13 protein-coding genes are annotated in these 22713 nt (G+C 69.6%); 1 reads left to right on the forward strand and 12 read right to left on the reverse strand.

Features of this window, described 5'->3' with window-relative positions:
• The first annotated feature begins 22 nt into the window (after positions 1–22).
• Complete coding sequence (locus HNQ52_RS02255; protein ID WP_183959376.1) at positions 23–688, forward strand: response regulator transcription factor; 666 nt, start codon at positions 23–25, stop codon at positions 686–688.
• A gap of 133 nt (positions 689–821) precedes the next feature.
• Here HNQ52_RS02255 and HNQ52_RS02260 read toward each other — a convergent pair whose 3' ends face one another.
• The 12 genes from HNQ52_RS02260 to HNQ52_RS02315 form a co-directional block, all read right to left on the reverse strand.
• Positions 822–2231 carry a sigma-54-dependent transcriptional regulator gene (locus HNQ52_RS02260; RefSeq protein ID WP_183959378.1) on the reverse strand — a complete coding sequence of 470 codons (1410 nt, stop codon included), beginning with the start codon at positions 2229–2231 and terminating at the stop codon, positions 822–824.
• Between the two features lie 118 nt (positions 2232–2349).
• Positions 2350–3009, reverse strand: a complete 660-nt coding sequence (locus tag HNQ52_RS02265; RefSeq protein ID WP_183959380.1) for an ABC transporter ATP-binding protein — start codon at positions 3007–3009, stop codon at positions 2350–2352.
• Between the two features lie 50 nt (positions 3010–3059).
• Complete coding sequence (locus HNQ52_RS02270) at positions 3060–5462, reverse strand: ADOP family duplicated permease (protein ID WP_183959382.1); 2403 nt, start codon at positions 5460–5462, stop codon at positions 3060–3062.
• Positions 5463–6145: 683 nt separating this feature from the next.
• Positions 6146–8584, reverse strand: coding sequence for an ABC transporter permease (locus HNQ52_RS02275; RefSeq protein ID WP_183959385.1), 2439 nt, complete (start codon positions 8582–8584; stop codon positions 6146–6148).
• A 56-nt stretch (positions 8585–8640) separates the two neighbouring features.
• Positions 8641–11070 (reverse strand): ABC transporter permease, encoded by a 2430-nt coding sequence (locus HNQ52_RS02280; protein ID WP_183959387.1) that lies wholly within the window; start codon positions 11068–11070, stop codon positions 8641–8643.
• Between the two features lie 134 nt (positions 11071–11204).
• On the reverse strand, positions 11205–13706 hold the full coding sequence (locus HNQ52_RS02285; RefSeq protein WP_183959389.1) for an ABC transporter permease: 2502 nt from the start codon (positions 13704–13706) through the stop codon (positions 11205–11207).
• Positions 13707–13718: 12 nt separating this feature from the next.
• Positions 13719–16085: an ABC transporter permease gene (locus HNQ52_RS02290; protein WP_183959391.1), complete on the reverse strand. Its 2367-nt coding sequence runs from the start codon at positions 16083–16085 to the stop codon at positions 13719–13721.
• A gap of 10 nt (positions 16086–16095) precedes the next feature.
• Positions 16096–18555: an ABC transporter permease gene (locus HNQ52_RS02295; protein ID WP_183959394.1), complete on the reverse strand. Its 2460-nt coding sequence runs from the start codon at positions 18553–18555 to the stop codon at positions 16096–16098.
• 212 nt (positions 18556–18767) lie between these two features.
• The gene (locus HNQ52_RS02300) at positions 18768–19535 is read right to left on the reverse strand and encodes an ABC transporter ATP-binding protein (protein ID WP_183959396.1); all 768 of its coding nucleotides are present in this window, start codon (positions 19533–19535) and stop codon (positions 18768–18770) included.
• A gap of 186 nt (positions 19536–19721) precedes the next feature.
• Positions 19722–20975 (reverse strand): efflux RND transporter periplasmic adaptor subunit, encoded by a 1254-nt coding sequence (locus tag HNQ52_RS02305; RefSeq protein WP_183959398.1) that lies wholly within the window; start codon positions 20973–20975, stop codon positions 19722–19724.
• Positions 20976–21122: 147 nt separating this feature from the next.
• Positions 21123–22016 (reverse strand): 5'-nucleotidase, encoded by an 894-nt coding sequence (locus HNQ52_RS02310; protein WP_183959399.1) that lies wholly within the window; start codon positions 22014–22016, stop codon positions 21123–21125.
• Between the two features lie 188 nt (positions 22017–22204).
• Positions 22205–22630: a magnetosome magnetite crystal formation protein family gene (locus HNQ52_RS02315; RefSeq protein WP_183959401.1), complete on the reverse strand. Its 426-nt coding sequence runs from the start codon at positions 22628–22630 to the stop codon at positions 22205–22207.
• Positions 22631–22713: the final 83 nt, after the last annotated feature.

Here is a 22713-nt window from a genome sequence, read left to right on the forward strand (position 1 = left end):
CGCGATCAGGGATAATCTGAGCATGCCCGTGCTGCTGATCGCCGACGATCACCCGCTGTTCCGCGCCGCGCTGCGGCAGGCGGCCTCCGCCGCGGCCGACGACTGCACCGTGTACGAGGCCGAAACGCTCGATGGCGCGCTCGCCGCGCTCGAACGGCACAGCGACATCGACCTGCTGCTGCTCGACCTGCACATGCCCGGGAATCACGGCCTCGCCGGCCTCGCCGCCGTGCGAGCGCAGTTCCCCGCGGTGGCGGTGGCGGTGGTGTCGGGCAACGACGACCCGCGCGTGATCCGGCGCGCGCTCGACCACGGCGCCGCCGGCTACATCCCCAAGCGTGTGGGCATGGACGAAATCCGTGCCGCGATCCGCGCGATGCTGGCCTGCGACACCTGGCTGCCTGCCGATCTGCGTGCCACGGTGGCACGCACCCTGCCGCACGCGTCCGACAGCGATCTGGCCAGCAGCCTCTCCCGCCTCACCGCGCAGCAGTTCCGCGTGCTCGTGCTCATCGCCGAAGGCCTGCTCAACAAGCAGATCGCGGACCGGCTCGACGTGCAGGAGCGCACGGTCAAGGCGCACGTCTCGGCGATCTTCGAGAAACTCGGCGTGCGCAACCGCACCCAGGCGAGCGTGCTGCTGCGCGAACTTGCGTTGAGCGATCCGGTGCTCAAGAGCGAGGAGTGAGAAACGAGCGACAGCGCGATCCAGCTCCCACTCGACTCTCGACTCTCGACTCTCGACTCTCGACTCTCGACTCTCGACTCTCGACTCTCGACTCTCGACTCTCGACTCCCGACTCCCAATTCCCTGCTCGTCACTACGGCTCGATGCCGAACTTCTCCAGCCGCCGGTACAGCGCCGCGCGACTCAGGCCGAGCATCTCGGCGGCCTTCTGGATGTTGCCGCCGCACTGGTCGAGCGCGTTGCGCACCATCGCCTGCTCGGCCTGTTCGATCGTCTGCGCGCCGGCGCCTGTCGATGACTGGGCAAGGTTCGCAGGCGACGACGAAACCGGCGTTGCCGCCGGCAGCATCTCGAACGGCTGCAGGCTGAATTCGAACTGGTCGATCTTCGACGACGATGCCATCAGCACCGCGCGCTCGATCACGTGCGCAAGCTCGCGCACGTTGCCCGGCCACGGGTAGCGTTCCAGCGCGGCGATCGCGGTGGCGGTCAACGTCATGTCCTCGCGCTGGTAGCGGCGCCCGCAGCTGCGCAGGAACGCGCGCGCCATCGGTGCGATGTCCTCGCGCCGTTCGCGCAGCGGCGGCAGGCGCAGCTCCACCGTGTTGAGCCGGAACAGCAGATCCTTGCGGAACAGGCCTTTGGCCACGTCCACGGCGAGGTCGGCGTTGGTGGCCGACACCAGGCGCACGTCCACCTTCTGCGTGCGCGAGGAGCCGACGCGTTCGAACTCGCCGTCCTCCAGCACGCGCAGCAGCTTCGGTTGCTGCGACGGCGGGATGTTCGCGATCTCGTCGAGAAACAGCGTGCCGCCGTCGGCCAGCTCGAAGCGGCCGATGCGATCGCTCTTGGCATCGGTGAACGCGCCCTTGGTGTGGCCGAACATTTCCGACTCGAACACCGTCTCCACGATGCCGCCCATGTTGACCTTGATCAGCGGCTTGTCCGCACGCCTGGACAGCTTGTGCAGGTAGCGCGCGAGCACGCCCTTGCCGGTGCCGTTCTCGCCCAGGATCAGCACGTTCGCGTCCGACGGCGCCACGCGCCGCAGCATCTGCAGAACGGGTTGCATCGACGGCGCATCGGCGATGAAGTCTTCGTCGGCCTTGCCGCGCAGCAGCGAATTCTCGGTTTCGAGCTTCTTCTCGCGCTCGCGCGCGCGGCCGAGCTCCACCTGCGTGCGCAGCACGCTGACCAGGCGGCGGTTGTCCCACGGCTTCTCGATGAAGTCGCCGGCACCGGCACGCATCGCCTGCACGGCGATATCGATCGTGCCCCACGCCGTCATCACCACCACCGGCAGTTCGGGTTCGAGCCTGCGCAGGTTGCCGAGCAGTTCGAGGCCTTCCTGGCCGGACGTGGTGTCGCGCGTGTAGTTCAGATCGATCAGCGCCGCATCGAAGCGCTCCCTGCGCACCGCATCGAGTCCCTCGGCCGGCGATCCGCACGTCACGCACGCGAAGCCCTCGGACTTGAGCAGCATGCGCAGCGCGGCGAGCACGTCGGGCTGGTCGTCGGTGATCAGGATGCGGGGTTGCGTCATGAGGCGGACCGGACAAAGCGAGGAATGAGTGTAGAGGAGCGGGAAATGAATGACAGCAGGCCCGGGAGCCGCGCGCCGCTACGTCCTCGCTCGTTTCCCACTCCTGCCCACTCTTTCCTCATTTCAGCCAGCCATCGAACAGCTCGACCGTCCTGCCGGCGCGCGCGGCATACGCGGGATTGTGCGTGACCTGCACGATGGTGGTGCCGTCGCGATGCAGTTCGGCGAGCAGGTCCATGATCATGTCGCCCTGGCTCGAATGCAGCGCGCCGGTGGGCTCGTCGGCGAGCAGCAGGCGCGGGCGCGCGACCACGGCGCGCGCCACCGCGACCAGCTGCTGCTGCCCGCCCGACAGCTGGCGCGGGTAGAGATCCTTCTTGCCCACGATCTGGAAGCGGTCGAGGATATCGGCCACGCGCGCCTGGCGCTCGGAACGCGGCATGTCGCGGTAGTCCAGCGGCAGCTCGAGATTCTCGCGCACGGTGAGATCGTCGATCAGGTGGTACTGCTGGAACACGAAGCCGATGTTGTTGCGCGCGAATTCGGCGCGCTGTTTCGGCTTCATCGCGTGCAGCGGCTGTCCGTCGAACAGGTATTCGCCGGTCCAGTCCGCATCGAGCAGGCCCAGCACCGACAGCAGGCTGCTCTTGCCCGAGCCCGACGGCCCGACGATGCTGACGAACTCGCCCTCGCCAATGGCGAGGCTCACCTTGCGCAGCACGAACAGCCGGCTGTCGCCCTGCGGGTGCGATTTCTCGATGTGCTTGAGTTCGATCATGGCGCTGCGTTCCTGATGGGCGATCGTAGGGCTGGATGTGCGGGCGAGGATCATTCGTCGCGCAGCGCGGTCATCGGATCGGTGCGGCCGGCACGCAGCGCCGGCGGCAGCGCCGCGGCGAACACCGCAACCCCGATGCCGAGTGCCGCCAGCGCGAACCACGGCGCGTAGCCGCCACCGAACTCGAACAGCTGCGCCTGCAGCAGCCGCAGCAGAACGAAGCCCACCGCAGCGCCGAGCACAATGCCGAGCACACCGCCGCGCAGGCTGTCGCCGAGCGACTGCCGCGCCAGCCGCGCCGGCGGTGCGCCGATGGCCAGCCGCAGGCCGAATTCGGCCCGCCGCTGCTGCTGGTGCTGCGCCGCCAGCGCATACACCCCGAGCGCCGCGAGCAGCAGCGCACACAACGCGAACCCGCCGACCGCGCGCGCGAAGAACTGCGCCGGACGCAGCTGGTCATCGAGCTCGCCGCGCATCGTGAACTCGCGCGTCGGCGCCTCGTTCGGGTCGACCGCCCACATCGCCTCGCGCATCTGCTGCGTGATGCCGGGCAGCGGCACCGCGGTGCGCACGAGGAAGGTCATGCCCACCCACGGGCTCTGCACGAACGGAACCAGGATCTCGCCCGAGGCGTCGCTGCGCAGGCCGTCGTTGCGCACGTCGTCGGTGACGCCGACCACGCGGTGCGGGATGCGGTCGCGTTCGCCCAGCGGCAGCGCGATGATCTGCCCCACGGCCGATTCGTCGCCGAACACGCGCCGCGCGAGGCTCCGGTTGATGATGGCGACCAGCTCGCCGCCGGCGCGATCCTCCGCGGTGAAGTTGCGGCCTTCGGACACCGGGATCGACAAGGTCTCCAGATACTCCGGCGACACGCGCCGCAAGCCGGCCACCAGCGGCTCCGGCCGCTCGCGTCCGGGCACCGCGAGATCGATGGTGAAGCTGCCGATGAGCGACAGCGGCGCCGCGGTGGTGAGGGCCACATGCGTCACGCCCGGCAGCGCGCGCAGCTTCGCCTGCAGCGCATCGGCGAAGTCCACCGCCTTCGCCGGCCCGCCGTCGCGGAACATCTGCATGGCGTGGATATTGTCGGCCGCAAAGCCCGGATCGACGTCCTGCACGCGCACCAGGCTCGCCACCATCGCCGCCGCCGCGAACAGCGCCATCGTCGACAGCGCCACGCCCAGCACCGGCAGCAGCCGCGTGCGGCGCGCCTGCATCGGCGCCGCGCCTTTCGCGCCGCCGCGCATCGCGTCGATGGGCTGGCCGCGCAGGCGCAGCGAACCGAGCGCCGCCGCCAGCATCGGCGTCGCAAGGCCGACCAGCAGCGCGAACAGCAGCACGCCCGCATCCAGGCCGATCTCCTCCACGCGCGGCACGCTGCCTTGCGCGAGGCCTTTCAGTAGTTCCAGTGCGCCGGTCGCCAACAGCGTGCCGAGCGCGGCACCTGCGAGTCCGAGCAGGCCCAGTTCGATCAGCATCACGCGGTACACGCGCGCACGGCTCGCACCCAGCGCCTGCGCGATCGACTGCTCGTGGCGCCGCGCGATCTGTCGTGCATCGAGCAGGATGGCCACGTTCGCGCACGCGATCAGCAGCACCAGCACGGCCACGCCGAAGCTCGCCCACAGCACGTCGCGCGCGCCGCCGATGGCTTCTTCCAGCAACGGCATCGACGTCACGCGCCAGCCGGTGTCCCGCATGCGGTACTGCTCGCGCACTTCGTCCATGATCGCCTGCGTGCGCTCCAGCGCCAGCGCCGGCGAAACGCCCTCGGCGATGCGGCCGATCGCATACACGAAACCGCGCGAGTTCCAGTAGCCCGGCTTGTCCGGCTGCAGGTAGGCATCGCGCATCGGCCGCCATGCGCCGACGTCCGAGTCCGGATACGCGAACTCCGGCGGCATCACGCCGACGATCTGCAGACGCCCGTTGTCGATGGTGTCGATGAGCTTGCCGACGGCGTTCTGGTCGCCACCGGTGAGGCGCTGCCACTCGGTGTAGGACAGGATGATCGCGCCCTGCTCCTCGCCCATGTCGTCCTTCGTGAAGGTGCGCCCGAGCATCGGCTGCACGCCGAGCGTGGGGAAGAAGCCCGCGCTCGCGAGGATGATGGTCGCCTCGCGCGGCGTGTCGCCGTCGCTGAAGGTGATGCCGCCCCAGTTGTAGAAGCCGAACGCCTCGTACGGGCTCTCGCCGCTCTCGAGCCGCACGGCTTCGGCCGGTGTCAGCGAGCCGGTGGTGTCCTGCTCCGCGTTGGCCGCCGCCACCGCCACCACGCGCTCGCCGCCCGGGTACGGCAACCCCGACAGCACCACGCCCTGCAACACGCTGAACATGGCCACGCTCGCGCCGATGCCCAGTCCCAGCATCAGGATCGCGGCGGTGGCGAAGCCGGGGCTCTTGCCGAGGCGGCGCCAGGCGAAGCGGAGGTCTTTGGTGAGTGCGGACATCGGCGGCTCCGGCGACGGGATCGGACGTTGCTGTTTGTTCAGCCATGCAAAGCAATGAAAGTGCCAACGGCAAGCACATGATTCTTATCGATTCGATAGCCCCGTAGGCGTTCGGGATCGAACACAGGCGTTCGCTTTCGCGCATGACCGAGGCCAAGCGCTGGGTCCTGTCGCCGAACCCAAGCACCAGACGCACGAGTAGGTGAACCCTCGCCCGGGAAACTCCGAGGACATGGACGCACGCCCGAACCCCGCAAGCGTCAGAGAGTGTCATCCCCCGAAACGCGCACGTCCGTCCGCAGGAACCTGGAGTGTTCCCTCACCGTCGTCCCGGCGAAAGCCGGGACCCAGTGACGTTGCGTGCGTCGGGCAACCGGGCAACGCCGCTGGGTCCCGGCTTTCGCCGGGACGACGGGGCTCGAGTTGTCGCCCCATCACGTCGACAGGGCGATCGCTGTCACGAAAGCAGCGGAGATAGCCTCTTCCACGCGAGTCGGAGGTCGGCTCTGCGGCAGCACCCGGTTCCAACACGATGGAGCGATCCGGATCGCAAGCGTTCCGCGAGTCGGCACGGTGAACTCTCAGGGATGCCGTGCGTGCGATGTCCCGCACTCGGATCGCGTGCAAGGTCGACGTGGCGATGCCGGCATCGTCCGACACCGGATCGTCGACACCATCGCCAACTACTGCGACCGCAGCACCGTCATCGGATGCACGCGCGAGGCGCGCAGCGCGGGCACCAGGCACGCCACCAGCGCGATGCCGCCGAGCAGCGCCACCGCCGCGAACAGCACGCCGGGATCGCCCGCGCCCACGCCGAACAGCTGCGATGCAAGCACACGCCCCAGCGCCAGCGCACCGGCGATGCCGGCAAGCACACCGATCGCCACCAACCCCATGCCCTGCTTCATCACCTGCGACATCAGCTGCGCACCGCTGGCGCCGAGCGAGAGGCGGATGCCGAACTCGTGTCGCCGCTGCGCGACCGAATAGGCAATGGTGCCGTACAGCCCCACGGCCGCCAGCAGCAGGGCGACCCCGCCGAAGATCGTCATCAGCTGCAGGTTGAACAGGCGCATGGCGTTGCGCTGCGCGCCGAGCGCGGCGAGCGTGCGGACTTCGAATACCGGCATCGCGGCGTCGAACTCCTTCAGCGTCCGGCGCAGCGGTTCGGCCAGCGCGCCGGGGTCGCCGCGTACCTTCAGCACCAGGTAGAACTGCGAATGGATCGAGTTGGCGGTGTGCATGAAGGCTTCGGGCAGCGGCTCGGAGTCCAGGCCCATCTGGCGTACGTCGCCGACCACGCCGACGATGGTCTTGTTGTCGCCGAGGAACTGGATCTGCCGGCCGACGGGATCCACATCGGGCAGGTACTTCTTCACGAAGGTCTCGTTCACCAGCACCTGCGTCGGGTAGCCGCCGGGATTGCGATCGGCCTCCTCGAGCAGGCGCCCTGCCACCAGCCGGATGCCGAGCGCCGGAAAGTAGCCGGGGCTGGTGAACCGCCACTGCACCCCGCGCTGCGGCTGGCCTTCCGGGACCGGATCGCGTCCGATCAGCACGACGTTGGAGCTCGCGTTGTCCATGCCCGACAGCGGCAATGCGTCGGTGAGCCCGGCCACCTCGACGCCCGGCAGAGCGCTCACGCGTTCGAGCAGCGCGTCCAGGCGCGCGCCCACCGCGATCGTGTTGCGCTTGTAGGCGGCTTCGAAATCCTCGTCCGGACGTTGCGCGCCGGCGGGCAAGGCGATCGCGGCAGTGAGCACCGGGTCGAGATCGATGCCGTCGTCGACCTGGCCCAGGCGCGACAGGCTCGCGATCATCAGTCCCGCGCCAACGAGCAGCGTGAGCGACAGCGCCACTTCGGCAACCACGAGAACCGAACGTGTGCGGCTGCGCGCACGACCGCCGCTGCCGCTGCGTCCCTCCTCCTGCAGCGCGCCGGCCGGCGCCACCGCGGCGCTGCGCCACGCCGGCCACAGCGAGAACAGCAGCACGGTGCACGCCGACACGCCCATGCCGAGGCCGACCACGGTGAAGTCGACGCCCGGCGTGGCGTGGCTGGGCATCAGATCCGGCGCACCGGCCAGCAGCAGCGGTACCGCAACGGCCGCGAGCGCGACCCCGAGCACGCCGCCGACGAGCGCGATCACCAGCGCCTCGGCCAGCACGCTGCGCACGAGACGACGGCGCCCCGCACCCAGCGCCGACCGCACCGCGAGTTCGCGCTGGCGCTGGTTGCCGCGGATCAGCAGCAGGTTGGCGAGGTTCGCACACGCGATCAGCAGCACCAGCGCCGCCGCGCCCGACAGCACCATCAGCGGCTGGCGCACGTTGCCGGTCAGAAGCTCCGGCAACGGCACGGTGTTCGCGGTGAGGTTGGTGTTGCTTTCCGGGTATTGCTTCTGCAGCGCGAGGTTCAGCGTGTGCAGCGCAGCCGTCGCCGTCTCCGCGTCGACCCCGTCGCGCAGGCGCGCGACCACGTGGATCGAGTTGTAGTCGCGCCCGAGCTGGCTCGCCGGCAAATACGTCGGCACGAAGAGCTGCGCGCTGCCCGGGAAACGGAAGCGCGCCGGCGTCACGCCGGTGACGCGGTAGCTTTCGCCGTCGAGCACGATGTCGCGCCCGACGATCGCGGGATCGGCGCCGAAGCGCTGTGTCCACAGCGCATGCGTCAGCACGGCGACGCGTGTGTTGGCCCGCTCTTCGTCGACCCCGAAGTAACGTCCCACTTCCGGCGCGAGGTCCATCACCGTCCAGAATTCCGGCGAAACGCGGATCGCCGAAAGGCGCTCGGCATCGCCGCTGCCGGTGAGCGTCAGCACGCCGCCGGTGAAGCCGGCGACGGCCGAGTACACGTCGGCGGTGCCCTTCTGCCAGTCGAACAGCAGCGGCCGCGAGATCGGTCCACCGTACGGCGGCTGTTCGCGCGTGATGCGGACGATGCGTTCGGCCTGCGGATACGGCAGCGGCGACAGCAGCGTGCCGTTGACCACGCTGTAGATCGCGCTGACGCTGCCGATGCCCAGCGCGAGCGTCAGCACGGCGACGATGAAGAAACCCGGTTTTGCGAACAGGTTGCGCGTGGCGAGACGCAGGTCGCGGACGATGGCGTCGAGCATGGGGCGGCTCCGGAAACGTGCGAATGGATGGACGGAACGATGCGGACGCGCGCGGATCAGTCGCTGCGCAACGCATCCATCGGCGAGGCCCGTGCGGCGCGCAGCGTGGGCACCGCACACGCGGCGAGTGCCACCAGCGCCAGCACCGCCGCCACGCTGCCGAGCACCAGCGGATCCGCCGCGCCGACGCCGTAGAGCTGGCTCGCGATCGCGCGCCCGAGCAGCAGCGCGCCGACGAGCCCGACGACCAGGCCCGGCACGATCATGCGCAGGCCCGCGCCGAGCATGAGCCGATGCACGTCGACCGCACGCGCGCCGATGGCCTGGCGCAGGCCGATCTCGCGCCGGCGCTGGCCGACCGAATAGGCGATCACGCCGTACAGGCCGATCGCCGACAGCAGCAGCGCCACGCCAGCGAACACGCTCATCAGCGTCATGTTGAAGCGGCGCATCGCGGTGGTCCGTGCCATCACCTCGTCCATGGTGCGGATCGAGAACACGGGCGCGTCGGGCACCGTCTCGCGCAAGGCGTCGCGCAGCATCGGCGCGAACGCCATCGCGTCGCCATCGACGGCCACCGCGAGCGCGAGTTCGCCCATCGGCGCGTTGCGCACCGGGAAATAGACTTCGGCGATGGTGTCCTGGTCGAGGCCCTGCTGGCGCACGTCTTCCACCACGCCGACGATGGTTTTCTCCGAACCGTCGTACACGGTCACCTGGCGGCCGAGCGCATCGGCGCCACCGAGGTAAGTGTCGACGAAGGTGCGGTTGACCAGCATGTCGGTCGGGAACAGTGCCTGGCTGCCGTCGTGTGCCTCGAATGCGCGACCGGCGTCGACATCGATGCCGAATGTCGCGAAATAATCCGGTCCGACGAAGCGGAACACGGCCAGCGTGGCCTCCTCGATCGGATGGCCGACCACCTCGAAGCTGCCGCTCCAGCCGGTGTCGCCCGACACCGGCAACTCGTCGGTGAAGGCCACCGACCGCACGCCGGGCAAGGCGCGCAGCCGCGCCTCGATGGCCGCGAGCATCGGATCGAGTGCGGCCCTGGCGTTGGTGGCGGTGACATCGAATGTTTCGCCCGGCGCGCGCACCGGCATCGGCAACGACACACGCGCGGTGATCACCTGCGCCGATGCGACACCGGGATCGACCTCGCCGAGGCGGCGCAGGCTGTCGATCAGCAGACCGGCGCCGGCCAGCAGCGTGAGCGCCACCGCGATCTCGGCGGACACCAGCGCGGCGCGCGCACGCATCTGGCGGCGGCTGCCGGTCTGGCTGCGCGACGCGCCCTGCAAGGCCTGCGCAGGATCGACGCCGGCCGCGCGCCAGCCCGGCCACGCGCCGAACAGCAGCAGCGTGGCGAGCGCCACGCCCGCCGTGACCGCCACCACGCGCAGATCGACCTGCGGGTGGTTGAAGGCCGGCAGCAGGTCCGGCGCGAGCGAGAGCAGCGCCTGCGTCGCCGGTTGCGCCACGAGCAGCGCCGCCAGCGTGCCGACGCCGGCGATCAGCAGCGATTCGGCCATCACCTCGCGCAGCAGGCGCATGCGACCCGCGCCCATCGCGCGCCGCAGCGCCAGCTCCTGCGTGCGGGCCTGCGCCCGCGCGAGCATCAGGTTGGCGAGATTGGCGCACGCGATCAGCAGCACCAGCGCCGACGCGCCGAGCAGCACCGCGAGCGGCGCACGCACGCGTGCACCGACCAGCGCAGGCAGCGGCTCGATGCGCGCGGTCAGCCCGGTGTGGTTGTCCGGAAATTCCTTGGCCTGCCACTGCGTCACGCGCGCCATCGCCGCGTCCGCCTGTGCAACGCCGGCGCCCGGCGCGAGCCGTGCGATCACGCTGTAGCTGTTGCTGCCGCGACCCGCGCCGTTGGCCGGCACGAAGGTAGGCGTCCACACCTGCGCGTCGGACGGATAGCGGAAGCCCGCTGCGGCGACGCCGACGATGCGTGTCGCCACGCCGTCGATCTGAATCTCCCGACCGAGGATCGCGGGATCGGCGTCGAAGCGGTTGCGCCACAACGCATCGCCGATCACGGCGACACGTTCGTTGCGGGTCTCTTCCTCGTCGCCGAACGCGCGGCCGAGGGCGACGGGCTGCCCGAACACGTCCCAGAAGCCCGGCGTCACCGCATACCCCGTGAGTCGTTCCGCCTCGCCCTGCCCGCGCAGCACCGCGGTGCGGCCGACAAAGGCACCGAAGGCATCGAACACCTCGCTGCCGGCGTCCTGCCATTCCTTGAACATCGGCGCCGACACCGGCGACGAGGTCACCGGCGGTTGCTCGCGCATCACGCGCACGATGCGGTCGGCGTGTGCAAACGGCAGCGGCTTGAGCAGCACCGCGTCGTACACCGTGAAGATCGCGGCCACCGCGCCGACGCCCAGCGCCAGCGTCAGCACCGCGGTGGCGAAGAAGCCGGGACGCTGGCGCAGAGAGCGCGCGGCGATACGCAGGTCGTGCAGGAGGGAGGCCATCGGATCGGTCCTGTCGCTATGCAGTCAGAGGGTCGACGCGCCACGCGCGTCGTCGGGGCGCAACGCTCGCGACCGCTGCACGCGCACGATCGCGGCCAGCGCGCCTGCGGTCTCCGGTTTGCGGCGCGACGGTGTCATTCGTAACGCAGTGCGTTCATGGGATCGGTACGCGCGGCGCGGCGTGCGGGCAGGTAGCCGGCGGCGAACACCACGGCGGCGAGCAGCACGACGCATGCGATCAACACGAGCGGATCGTAGGCCTCCAGCCCGAACAGCAGCGCCTTCGCGGCCTGTCCGAGGCCGATCGCGGCGAGCAGCCCGACCACGCCGCCGATCACGCCCATGCGTGCGATCTGGCGCAACACCATGCCGCGCAGCCGTGCCGGCGGCGCCCCGAGCGCCAGCCGCAGGCCGATCTCGCGCCTGCGCTGCGCCACGGTGTACGAGAGCACGCCGTACAGGCCAGTGGCCGCGAGCAGCGTCGCGAGCAAGGCGAACGCGGCCGACAGCATGCCGACGAGTCGCTCGGCAAAGGTGTTGTCGCGGATCTGTTCGGTGACGGTGGCGAGATCCTCGATCGGCAGGTTGGCGTCCATGCGCGCCACCGCGGCACGGATCGCGGTGGCCTGCTGGCCGGGATCGAGCGCGGTGCGCACGTAGAACACCATCTCGCCGACACGGTCGTTCTGGCGGTTGGCGAGGAACACCAGCGGCGGCGTCTCGCTTCTCACGCCGCTGTAGGCCGCGTTCTTCGCGAGGCCGACGATCTCGATGTCGAGGTTCTCGCTCTGGCCGATGGCCATGCGCTTGCCGACCGGATTCACGCCCAGGCCGAAGCGCTCGGCGAATTTCTCGTTGACGATGGCGACCTTCGGCGCCGTGATCGCATCGCTCTCGGCAAACTCGCGCCCGGCCAGCAGCGGCATGCCGACGGTGGCGAAGAAGCCGGGGCCGACTTCGTTGCGCATCGCGTCCATGTCTTCGCCCGGCGCCATCACGTAGTCCTGCACCGAGACGTTGTTGCCGGTTTCGCTGTTGGACAGCAGGCGCGTGGTCGACGAACCGATGCCGGTGACGCCGGGCAAGGCGCCGATATCGCGTTCGATGCGGTCGAACACCTGGCGCGATTGCGCAGGTTCGTAGCCGTTCAACTGCGGCGAGACGGCGAAGGCCAGCAGCGATTCGGTGCGCAAGCCGAGGTCGACGCGCGAAAGATTTGCAAGACTCTGCGTGAACAAACCTGCGAGCACCAGCAGCGCCATCGAGAACGCGATCTGCACCACCACCAGCGCGTTGCGGAAACGCGCGGTGGCGCGGCCACCGCCGGGCTGGCCGGAAGTGCCGCGCAGCACGTTCATCGGCGAGGTGCGCGCGAGCTGCAGCGCGGGGAACACGCCGAACACCAGCACCGTGCCGAGCGCGGCGACGAAGGCGAAGCCGATCGCCGCCGGCATCAGCGTCAGGCTGCCCCCGTCCGACTCCGGCATCATGCCGGCCAGCACGTGCAGGCCGGCATAGGCCACCGGCACCGCGAGCACGGCGCCGGCGAACGCCAGCAACACCGCTTCCCACAGCAGTTGCGTGAGCAGGCGGCGCTGGCTGGCGCCGATGGCAGCGCGCACGGCCATCTCCGCCATGCGGCCCGCGCCGCGCGCAAGCTGCAGGTTGGCGATGTTGACGCAGGCGATCAGCAGCACCAGCAGCGCCACGGCGAGCAGCATCAGCAGCGGCGCGGTGGCTTCCGCCGGTGCCGTGCTCTGGCCGCGTTCGCCGGGCGAGAGCACGAGCTCGCGCGCGAGGAACTGTTCGAGCGCCGTGCCGCTCATGTTCTGGATGGGCGCTTCGACGTCGGCGAGGATGGCGCGGAACGGCGCATTCCAGCGTTCCTGCGCCTGCTGCAGCGTCACGCCCGGCGCGAGCCGTGCGAAGAGATACACCCAGTGGAACTGGCGGTTGTCGTGATTGGGCAGGTTGCGCTCGTCCGCCGACCATTTCAGCGTGATCGGCACGAACACCGCCGGACGCGAACCGATGGTGGTGCCTTCGAAGCCCTCGGGCGCCACGCCGACGATGGCGAGCGGCGTGCCGTTGACGAGCAGCGTCTGTCCGAGCACGCCCGGATCGGCGCCGAGCGTGTTGCGCCAGTACGCGTGGCTGAGCACCACGCCGTCGGCGCGCCCGGGGGCGGTGTCGTCGTTGCGATCGAGCAGGCGGCCGAGTGCGGGCGCGAGGCCAAGCACGGGGAAGTAGCTGCCCGAGACGACGCTGCCGGTGGTGTTGGAGGTCTTGCCGCGGTACGACAGGTTCACCGCGATCTCGCGGTGTGCGGCGAGCGTGGCGATGCCCTCCTGCCTGGCTTCGAGGTCGCGGAACAACGGGTAGCTGAAGATCGCATCGCTGCGGCCGGCGTTGTTCGACGTGCTCCAGCCCTGCTTGGGGCCCGGCGACGACAGGTTCACCAGCTCGCCCGGCTGCTGCACCGGGATCGGACGCAGCAGCATCTGGTGGAACAGCGAATAGATCGCCGTGTTCGCACCGATGCCGAGCCCGAGCGTGAGGATCACGATGACGGCGAACATCGGACGCGCGAGCAGGCCGCGCAGGCCGTAGCGGAGATCGGACAGGAACGTGGACATCGTGTCGGAGACCTAGACGTGCCGCAGCGCGGCCATGGGAGGAACGCGCGTGGCGCGGCGCGCGGGAACGAGGCTGGCGAGCAGCACGCAGCTGCCGAGCACGGCGGCGGTGACGAGGTAGCCGGAAACATCGTGCACGCCGATGCCGGTGACGAGGCTCGACAACCAGCGCGCGCCGCCCGCGAACAGCACCAGGCCCGCGACGACGCCGCCGATCTGCGTGGCCGCACCCTGCGCAAGCACAAGGCGGCGGATGCTGGCCGGCGACGCGCCCAGGCTCAGGCGCACGGCGAGTTCGCGCTGGCGCTCGCGCACCATGTACGCGGCGAGGCTGTAGATGCCGACCAGCGCGAGCGCGAGCGCGGCGCCGCACAGCGCGGCGAAGAGCTGCAGCGTGAAGCGGCGCAGCGCGAGCGAGTCGCCGATCAGCGACGCCACCGGCCGCACGCTGGCCTGCGCCGCGGGTTCGACCGCGAGCACGGCCTGCACCACGCGCTGCGCGAGCGCTGCGGCGGCACCCTGCCCGCGCACGACGAAACCCGGTTCGCGCACCGTGGCACCGCGCTGCGCAGCGGCCACGTACACGGTGGCGCTGGCCGGCCGATCGAGGCCGCGCTCGCGCACGTCGTCGACGATGCCGACGATGGTGATCGCCGTCTTGTCGCCATCCATGTTGCCGTACTGGATGCGCTGACCGATGGCATCGCCGTTCGGAAAGGTGTCGCGTGCGACGCGGCGGCTGATGACGGCGACGTGCGGCTGACCGGCGACGTCGGTGGTGGCAATGTCGCGGCCTTCGCGCAGCGGCATGCCCATCGCGGCGAAGTAGCCGGCACTGACGGCGCGGTATTCGGCATAACCCGTGGTGTTTTTGCCGTCCTCGACGAGGAACTGGCCATTGGCGCCGTTGCCGGACAGCGGCAGCGCGTTCGCAAGTCCGGCGGCCTCGACGTCCGGCAGCGTGGAAAGCGATTCGCGAATGCGTTCGTATACCTGCGCGCGGCGCTCGGTGGCGAACTCCGGCGGCAGCACGACCTCGGCCATCACGTTGCCGCTCGGATCGAACCCCGGATCGACATCGAGCAGGCCGGCGAAGCTGCGCCCGAGCAGCAGCGTGGCCGCCACCAGCACGGTGGCGAGCGCGATCTGCACCGCGAGCAGGCCGCGGCGCAGGCGCAGCGACGCACGGCCGGGGCCGCCGCGCGCGCCTCCTTCGGCGAGGCTGGCGGCGGGATCGTCGCGGCCGCGCAGCATCGGCAACGCGTAGGCGCCGATGGCGAGCAGCACGGTGAGCGCGATGCACGGCAGCACCGTCTGTATTTGCAGTGCCGCGTCGGCGATGCCCGGCAACTGCGCGCCGACCATGCTGCCGAACAGGCGCAGGGTCGCGAGTGCGGCCGCCACGCCGACGACGGCGGCCGCCAGTCCGAGGCAAACACCTTCGGCCAGTGCGCCGCGCAGCAGACGCGAACGCGCGGCGCCGAGCGCGGCGCGCACCGCAAGCTCGTGGCCACGCGCGAGATGCCGCGCGAGCGCAAGATTGGCGACATTGCCCGCCGCAGCCGCCAGCAGCAGCGACGCGGCGAACAGCAGCGCCCACAGCACCGGCTTCGCACGTGCACCCAGGTCTTCTTTCAGGCCGACGATGCCGAAGCTCGCGAGGTCGATGTCGCCCGCATGCTCCTTCGCCAGCACGCGGCCGATCGCATCGGCATCGCTGCGCGCCTGCGCCGGCGTCACGCCCGCGGCGAGGCGGCCGATGGCGTCGAAGTTGTGTGCGGTGCGCGAGCGCTGTTCGCCGAACAGGCCCATCGGGAACCACACCTGCGCGTCGGCGGGAAAGGCGAGCTCGTCCGGAATCACGCCGACCACGTCGAGCGTCATGTCCCACACGGTGAGGCGTGCGCCGTCGAGGGTCGCGCGGTTGCCGAGTGCCTCGCGCCACACGCGTTCGCTCACCCACGCGACCTGCGCCTTGTCCAGATCCGGCGTGAGCGCGCGGCCCTGCGGTACGACACCGAGTGTCTCGAAGAACCGCGGCGTCACGCCGTAGCTGCCGAGCTTGCGCGTGCCGCTGTCGAAATAGACGCTCGCCGTGTCGCCGCCATAGCCGGCCAGCGATTCGATGCCGCCGTGGCGCGCCTGCAGGTCGACGAAGTTCGGGCCGGCCATCGGCATCGCGCGGCCGTCGGCATTGACTTCGGTTACCGCGACGAGGCGATCGCCGTTGGCGAACGGCAGGTCGGCCACCAGCACGTGGTGGAACACCGCCGCCACCGCAAGCACCGCAGCGCAGCCGACACCGAGCGACACCAGCGCCACAAGGCCGGTGCCGCGCCACAGGGCGAGACGACGCCACGCCAGGAACAGTTCGCGCATGGTCAGGCCCTTACTCGTGCCGCAGCGCGACCAGCGGATCGATGCGCGTCGCGCGCCGCGCCGGCAGCCAGCACGAGAACAGCGCGATCGCCGCGAGCAGCACCGGGACCAGCAGGAAGATCACCGGATCGGCACCACCGACACCGAACAGCTGCGTGCGCATCGCCTGCCCGCCGGCAAACGCACCGACCAGCCCGAGGCCGAGACCGATGCCGGTGAGCCACGCGCCGTGGCGCAGGATCAATGCCAGGATCTGCGAACGCCCCGCACCGATCGCCATGCGCACGCCGAGTTCGCCGGTGCGCTGGCCGACCGAATACGCCAGCACGCCGTAGATGCCGATGGCAGACAGCACCAGCGCCACCACCGCGAAGATGCCGAGCAGCACCATCGGCGCGCGCTGGTTGTTGAGCGAGCGCGAGATGCGTTCGTCCAGCGTCTGCACGCCGAACAGCGACTGCTCCGGATCGAATGCAAGCACCGCCTCGCGGATCGCGGCGTTGAGCGTCTGCGGCGGCACGTTCGCCTTCACCACCAGCGCACCGGAACTCTGCGGTGCCTGTGCCACGGGCCAGTAGATGGTTTCCTTCTCGACATTTTCGCCCAGGCGCCCGTGCTTGATCGTCCCGACGACGCCGACGATCGTCGCCCACGGCAGGTCCGCGTCCGGATCGGAGCTGCCGCGGCGCACGCGTTTGCCGAGCGGATCCTGGCCGGGGAAGTAACGCTCGGCCATGAACTCGTCGATGATCACCACCGGCGCGCCGTCGGCGCGATCGCGCGCGTCGAACAGGCGGCCGCGCTTGAGCGCGATGCCCATCGTGCCGAAGTAGTCGCCTTCGACCTGGCGCTGCATCGCGTGCGGCGGCGACGTGCCTTCGGCCACTTCGAGGCCTTCGATGCTGTAGCTGCCGGACGAGTTGTTGCCGGAGAACGGCAGCGTGCTGGTGTACGCTGCCGACTGCACGCCCGGGATCGTTTCGAGCCGGTCGACGATCTGCTCCAGCGCGCGCGCCTGCGCAGCGCCATCGACGTACTTCGTCTCGGGCAGGTCGATCAGCGCGGTGGCGACGCCATCGCTGCGGAACCCCGGATCCTGCGACTGCAGCAGGTGGAAGCTCTTGAGCAGCAGGCCTGCGCCGATCAGCAGCGTGGTGGCCAGTGCGATCTGCGCCACGACGAGCACGTTGCGCGACGCCGCCGCGCGACGTCCGCCGCTGCCGAGGCGGCCGCCTTCCTTGATGGTGTCGTAGATGTTGAGGCGCAGCAGCGAGATCATCGGCAGGATCGCCGCGAGCCCGGCCGCGACGATGGTGACGAGCAGCGCGAAGCCGAGCACCGGCGCGTCCATGCGGAAGTCGTAGCCGGACTGGTTCGAGGTGATGCCGAGCAGCGGGAAGCCCGCGATGCTGCCCTTCGCCAGCAGCAGGCCGAGGCCGCCGCCGATCGTCGCCAGCACCAGCGCGTCCACCAGCAGCTGCCGCGCGATGCGCCAGCGCGTGGCGCCGAGCGCGTTGCGCACCGAGATTTCCTTCTGCCTGGCCACCACGCGCGTCAGCATCAGGTTGGCGACGTTGGCGCAGGCGATCAGCAGCACCATCAGCACCGCGCCCTGCAGCACGAGCAGCATGGTGCGGGTTTCGCCGACCTGGTACTCGCGCAGCCACCTGGCGCGACCGGTGAAGCCGGTGGCGCCGACGAAGCCGGCGATGTCCGGGCCGAGCTGTTCGACGTTGGTGCGCACGATCTGCGCCATTTCGGCGTCGACCTTCTCCAGCGTCGCTCCCGGCGCAAGCCGCGCGACGGAGCTGGAATACTCGTTGCCGCGCTCGTTCGCGCTCTTGAGTTCCGGCGTGAACGCGAACGGAACCCACGCACCGACGTTGCGGTTCGGGAAGTCGAAGCCCTCCGGCATCACCGCGAGTACGCGGTAGGGCTGCGCGTCGAGACGGATGTCGCGACCGACGATGGCGGGGTCGGCGTTGAAGCGGTTTTCCCACAGTGCGTGCGAGAGCACGATCACGCGATCGGCCCCGGGCGCTTCGTTTTCCTCGGAGAAAACGCGGCCCAGCGCGGGCTGCACCTGCAGCGTCGAGAACAGCGATGCGCTGGTGCGCAGCGCGACGAGCCGCTCCGGCGCGGCACCCGCGTCGGCAAGGTTGAAGCCGACGTTGTTGTAGATCGCGATGTCCTCGATCGACGGCGCCTGCGTCTTGCGGTCGAAGTAATCCGGGATCGAGGTGCCGGCGTCCTCGAGGCCCATCTTCGGATAGGTGTTGTGGACGATGGCGAGGCGGTCGCCGTCCTTGTAGGGCATGTCGCGCAGGTAGAGGCCGTCGATCACCGAGAAGATGGCGGTGTTGGCGCCGATGCCGAGCGCGAGCGTGGCCACCGCGATCAGCGTGAACATCGGCTGCGCCATGAGGGTGCGCAGGCTGTAGCGGAGTTCTTGCAGGAAGGTGGTGAGCATGGCGGTCTCTGGTGTGCTGGTGCGTGCGACGCTGGTCCGGTCGCGCGTGTCGCGGCGTTTGCGTTGGATGCGGCGGCGTGCGGGAGGGCTTACACGGAAGGCCGATTCCCCCGTCGTCCCGGCGAAAGCCGGGACCCAGCGGCGTTGCTCTGATGTGTGGAGCGGAAAGCAACGTCACTGGGCCCCGGCTTTCGCCGGGGCGACGGGCTTTTTTATGCGACCGAGCGGTCCCTTGCCCGTGCGATCTGCGCATCGAGGCGCTGGTCCTCTTCCTGCCGCAGCCGCTGCAGCGTCTCCTCATCCACCACGCGCCCGTCGAACATGAAGATCTTGCGCTGCGCGAAATCCGCGTAGCGCGGATCGTGCGTCACCATGCAGATCGTCGACCCGGCCTGATGCAGTTCGTCGAGCAACGCCATCACCGCTTCGCCGTTCTTGGAATCGAGGTTGCCGGTCGGTTCGTCGGCCAGCAGGATCGAGGGCGAACCCACCAGCGCGCGCGCCACCGCGACACGCTGCTGCTGGCCGCCGGAGAGCTGCGCCGGGTAGTGCTTGAGGCGGTGCGCCATGCCCACGCGCTCGAGCGCGCTCTGCACGCGGTCACGGCGTTCGGCCTTGGTGAGGCCGTCGCGGTACGTCAGCGGCAACTCGACGTTCTCGAACACCGACAGATCGCCGATCAGGTTGAACGCCTGGAACACGAAGCCGATTTCCTTGTTGCGGATGCGCGCGCGCTCCGCCGCGGAGATGTCTTCGACCGGTACGTCGTTGATGCGGTACGAGCCGCCGGTGGGGGTGTCGAGCAGGCCGAGGATCGACAGCAGCGTCGACTTGCCGCAGCCGGACGGACCGGAGATCGAGACGTATTCACCCTTCTTGATGTCCATGTGCACGCCCGAGAGCGCGTGGGTTTCGACTTCGTCGGTGTAGAACACCTTGGCGATGTCCTTCATGGCGATCAGGGCGTTGGGTGCGGTCATGGTCGTATCGTCTCGGTTGGCGTTTGCTTTGCTTCTGCTCCCTTCTCCCCGCGGGAGAAGGTGCCGAAGGCGGATGAGGGCGCCACGTTCGGTCTTGCGTCGAGGCGGCGTGCGAGGTGGCGCCCTCATCCGCCTGCCGGCACCTTCTCCCGGCGGGAGAAGGATTTCCTTCGTGTCGTGTTCTCGCTAGTTCAGGCGCAATCGGTCGTATTCGTCCCACTGCGAAGTGTCGCTGAGGATGATGCGGTCGCCCGGATTCAGACCCTGCTGCACTTCGATGAGGTTCACCGACGCGCGGCCCAGGCGCACCGGCACGCGGGTGGCGATCTCGCCTTCGGCGTCGAGCTTGAACAGGCGCACGTCGGATTCGGGCTGGCCGAACGCCGGGCGGCCGACGTAGAGCACGTCCGGCAGGCGTTCGATCTCGATGGTGCCGTCGACGGACAGGTCCGGACGCGCACCCGGCGGCAACGCGCCTTCGAGATCGACGTCGACGAGCACGGTGCCGTTCAACACCGCCGGATCGATGCGGATCACGCTGCCCGGCACGATGCCGTTGCGCGTATCGACCTTCACGCGCTGGCCGACTGTGACGTCCTTCACCTGCGTTTCGGGGATGCGCAGCTCGGCCATCAGCACGTCCGGGCGCGCGACCCGTGCGAGGTTGGTGCCGGCCACGACCTGCTGGCCCTCTTCCACCGGCACCTGCTGCAGTACGCCGGCGATGCCCGCGCGCACCTTGAGGTTGTCGAGCTGGCGCTGGCGCAGCGCGGCGGTGTTGCGCAGCTGTTCGGTCCGGGCGCGGCGCGCATCGAGCTGCGCGTGCACCGTGTCGCGGAACTTGGCCATGCGCTCCTTCTCGATCTCCAGGCGCGTGCCGAGCGTCTGCGCGGCAAGCTCGCTGCGGCGGAAGTCGATCTTCGGAATGATGCCGCGGTCGGCAAGGGTCTTCTGCGCCTCGGCCTGCAGGCGCGCGGACTCGTAGTCGGCCTCGACGGCGGCGAAGCTCGCCTTCTGGTCGAGCACGGTGCTTTCCAGGGTCATGCGCTCGGCCGCGAGATCGGCCTCGGACGCGACCAGTTCGGACTGTGCCGCCAGCTGCGCCTCTTCCACTTCCGGATTGCTCAGCTCCAGGATGATGGTGTCCGGTTCGACGGTGGCGCCGGGCTTGACGACGATGCGTTCGACACGCGCCGCGGTCTCCGACGCGATCCAGCGGATCTCCTTCGGCGCCAGCACGCCGGGGCCGCGCACCTCGCGCAGCATCTCGCCGCGTTCGACGGTGCCGAGCCAGAGGCTGGACTGTTCCACCGACGGGGCCGCAGGATCGAGCCGCGCGAGGGCGACGCCCATTGCAACGAGGGCAACGAGGCCGATGCCGCCGAACAGGATCTGGCGGTTGCGTTTCTTGGTCTTGAGATCGGAGCGCTGGATATCCATGCGCTCGTTAAAGCAAGCCTCATGCCACAACGCAGGTGATTGATTTTGAAAGGACATCGCCGGGTGTCCGCGGGCATCCGTCCGCTTTCGAACACGACGCGCGCCGCGAGCGAACAGTGTTCCGGGCGGCCGCGCCGCTCCGGACGCTCAAGGCGGGTTGGAGACCCCGTGCGGCACGTGGCCCGCGGCGACGTGGCGACGCGCGCTTTCGATGTTGTGGCTGGAATCGTCGAAGAAAATGTCCGCGCCGAAGGCTTCGAGAAACGGGCCCTTGTCGCGACCACCGAGGAACAGCGCCTCGTCCAGTCGCACGCCCCAGTGGCGCAGCGTGAGGATCACCCGTTTGTGCGCGGGCGCCGAGCGTGCGGTGACCAGTGCGGTGCGGATCGGCGACGCCTCGGCCGGGAACGCGGCCTGGATGCTGTGCAGCGCGGTCAGGAAGCCGCGGAACGGCCCGGCCGACAGCGGTGTGTTGACGAACTCGACCTCGTTGCGCGCGAAGGCCTCGACGCCCGATTCGCGCGAGATGCGCTCGGACTCGTCGCCGAAGATCACCGCATCGCCGTCGAAGGCGATGCGCAGTTCGTCGCGACCGCGCTCGGGCGCGCGCGCGGGCAGGATCGTCGCGGCCGCCACGCCGTGTTCGAGCGAGCGGCGCACCGACTCGGGATTGGCCGAGAGAAACAGGTGCGCGCCGAACGGCCGGATGTACGGCCAGGTCGGCGCACCGCTGGTGAACGCCGCACGCACGATTTCCAGCCCGTATTTCTCGATCGAGTTGAAGATGCGCAGGCCGGTGTCGGACGAGTTGCGCGACAGCAGGATCACTTCCACGCGCGGCAGGTCGGCGCGGCCGTGCGCGTTCAGCGCCAGCAGCTTGTGCACCAGCGGAAACGCGATGCCCGGTTCGAGCGGATCGTCCTCGCGCGTGCGCTGGTAGTCGGCGTAGGCGAGCACACCCTCGCGTTCGAACAGGGCATGGCTGTCTTCGAGATCGAACAGGGCACGCGCGGAGAGTGCGATGACGAGTTTGTCGGTCACGGGCGGTCCGTACGGGGCGGAGGCGAGCGGACAGCGCAGCGCGGCGCCGGCGGCAGTGCGCCGCGCGCACGGAACGCCGGGCGTGCCGGCATGGTAGCAGGCGCGTGGTGCCGGTGCGGTCGACGCCCGACGATGCAGATGCCCCGACCCCTCTCCCGGCGGGAGAGGGGCGTCGAGCGGACTTGGCCTTACTTCACCAGCCGCAGGATCCACGGATAGCGGTAGTACACACCCTCGTTCGCCTTGATCGCCGCGATGATCGTGAACACGATCCACGCGATGCCGAGGATCGGCAGCAGCAGCAGGCCGATCAGCACGAACGTCAGCAGGAAACACACGATGCCGGCGATGGCCACGGTGATGTTGAAATTCACCGCTTCCTTGCCCTGATCGTCGGCGAACGCCCACTCGTTCTTCTTGATCTGCCAGAACACCAGCGGCCCCAGGATGTTGCCGAACGGAATGATCAGCCCCACCAGCGCGGACAGGTGCGTGAACAGACCCCACTGGCGCTGCTCCTGCGTGGGAACACCGTCGACCGGCGGCGGGACCGGATCGACGGGGGGCACCGGCGGGACCGGCGGCGGGACGGGATCGGGACCGAGATCGCTCATGGCTCTACTCCTGGAGGGACGGACGCAACGGACCCAATGTCGACGGCACCGCGGCGCTTGTCAACCAGACGCGCCGCCGCGGA

It is taken from the genome of Chiayiivirga flava (genome assembly GCF_014202825.1).
Lineage (GTDB): Bacteria > Pseudomonadota > Gammaproteobacteria > Xanthomonadales > Xanthomonadaceae > Chiayiivirga > Chiayiivirga flava.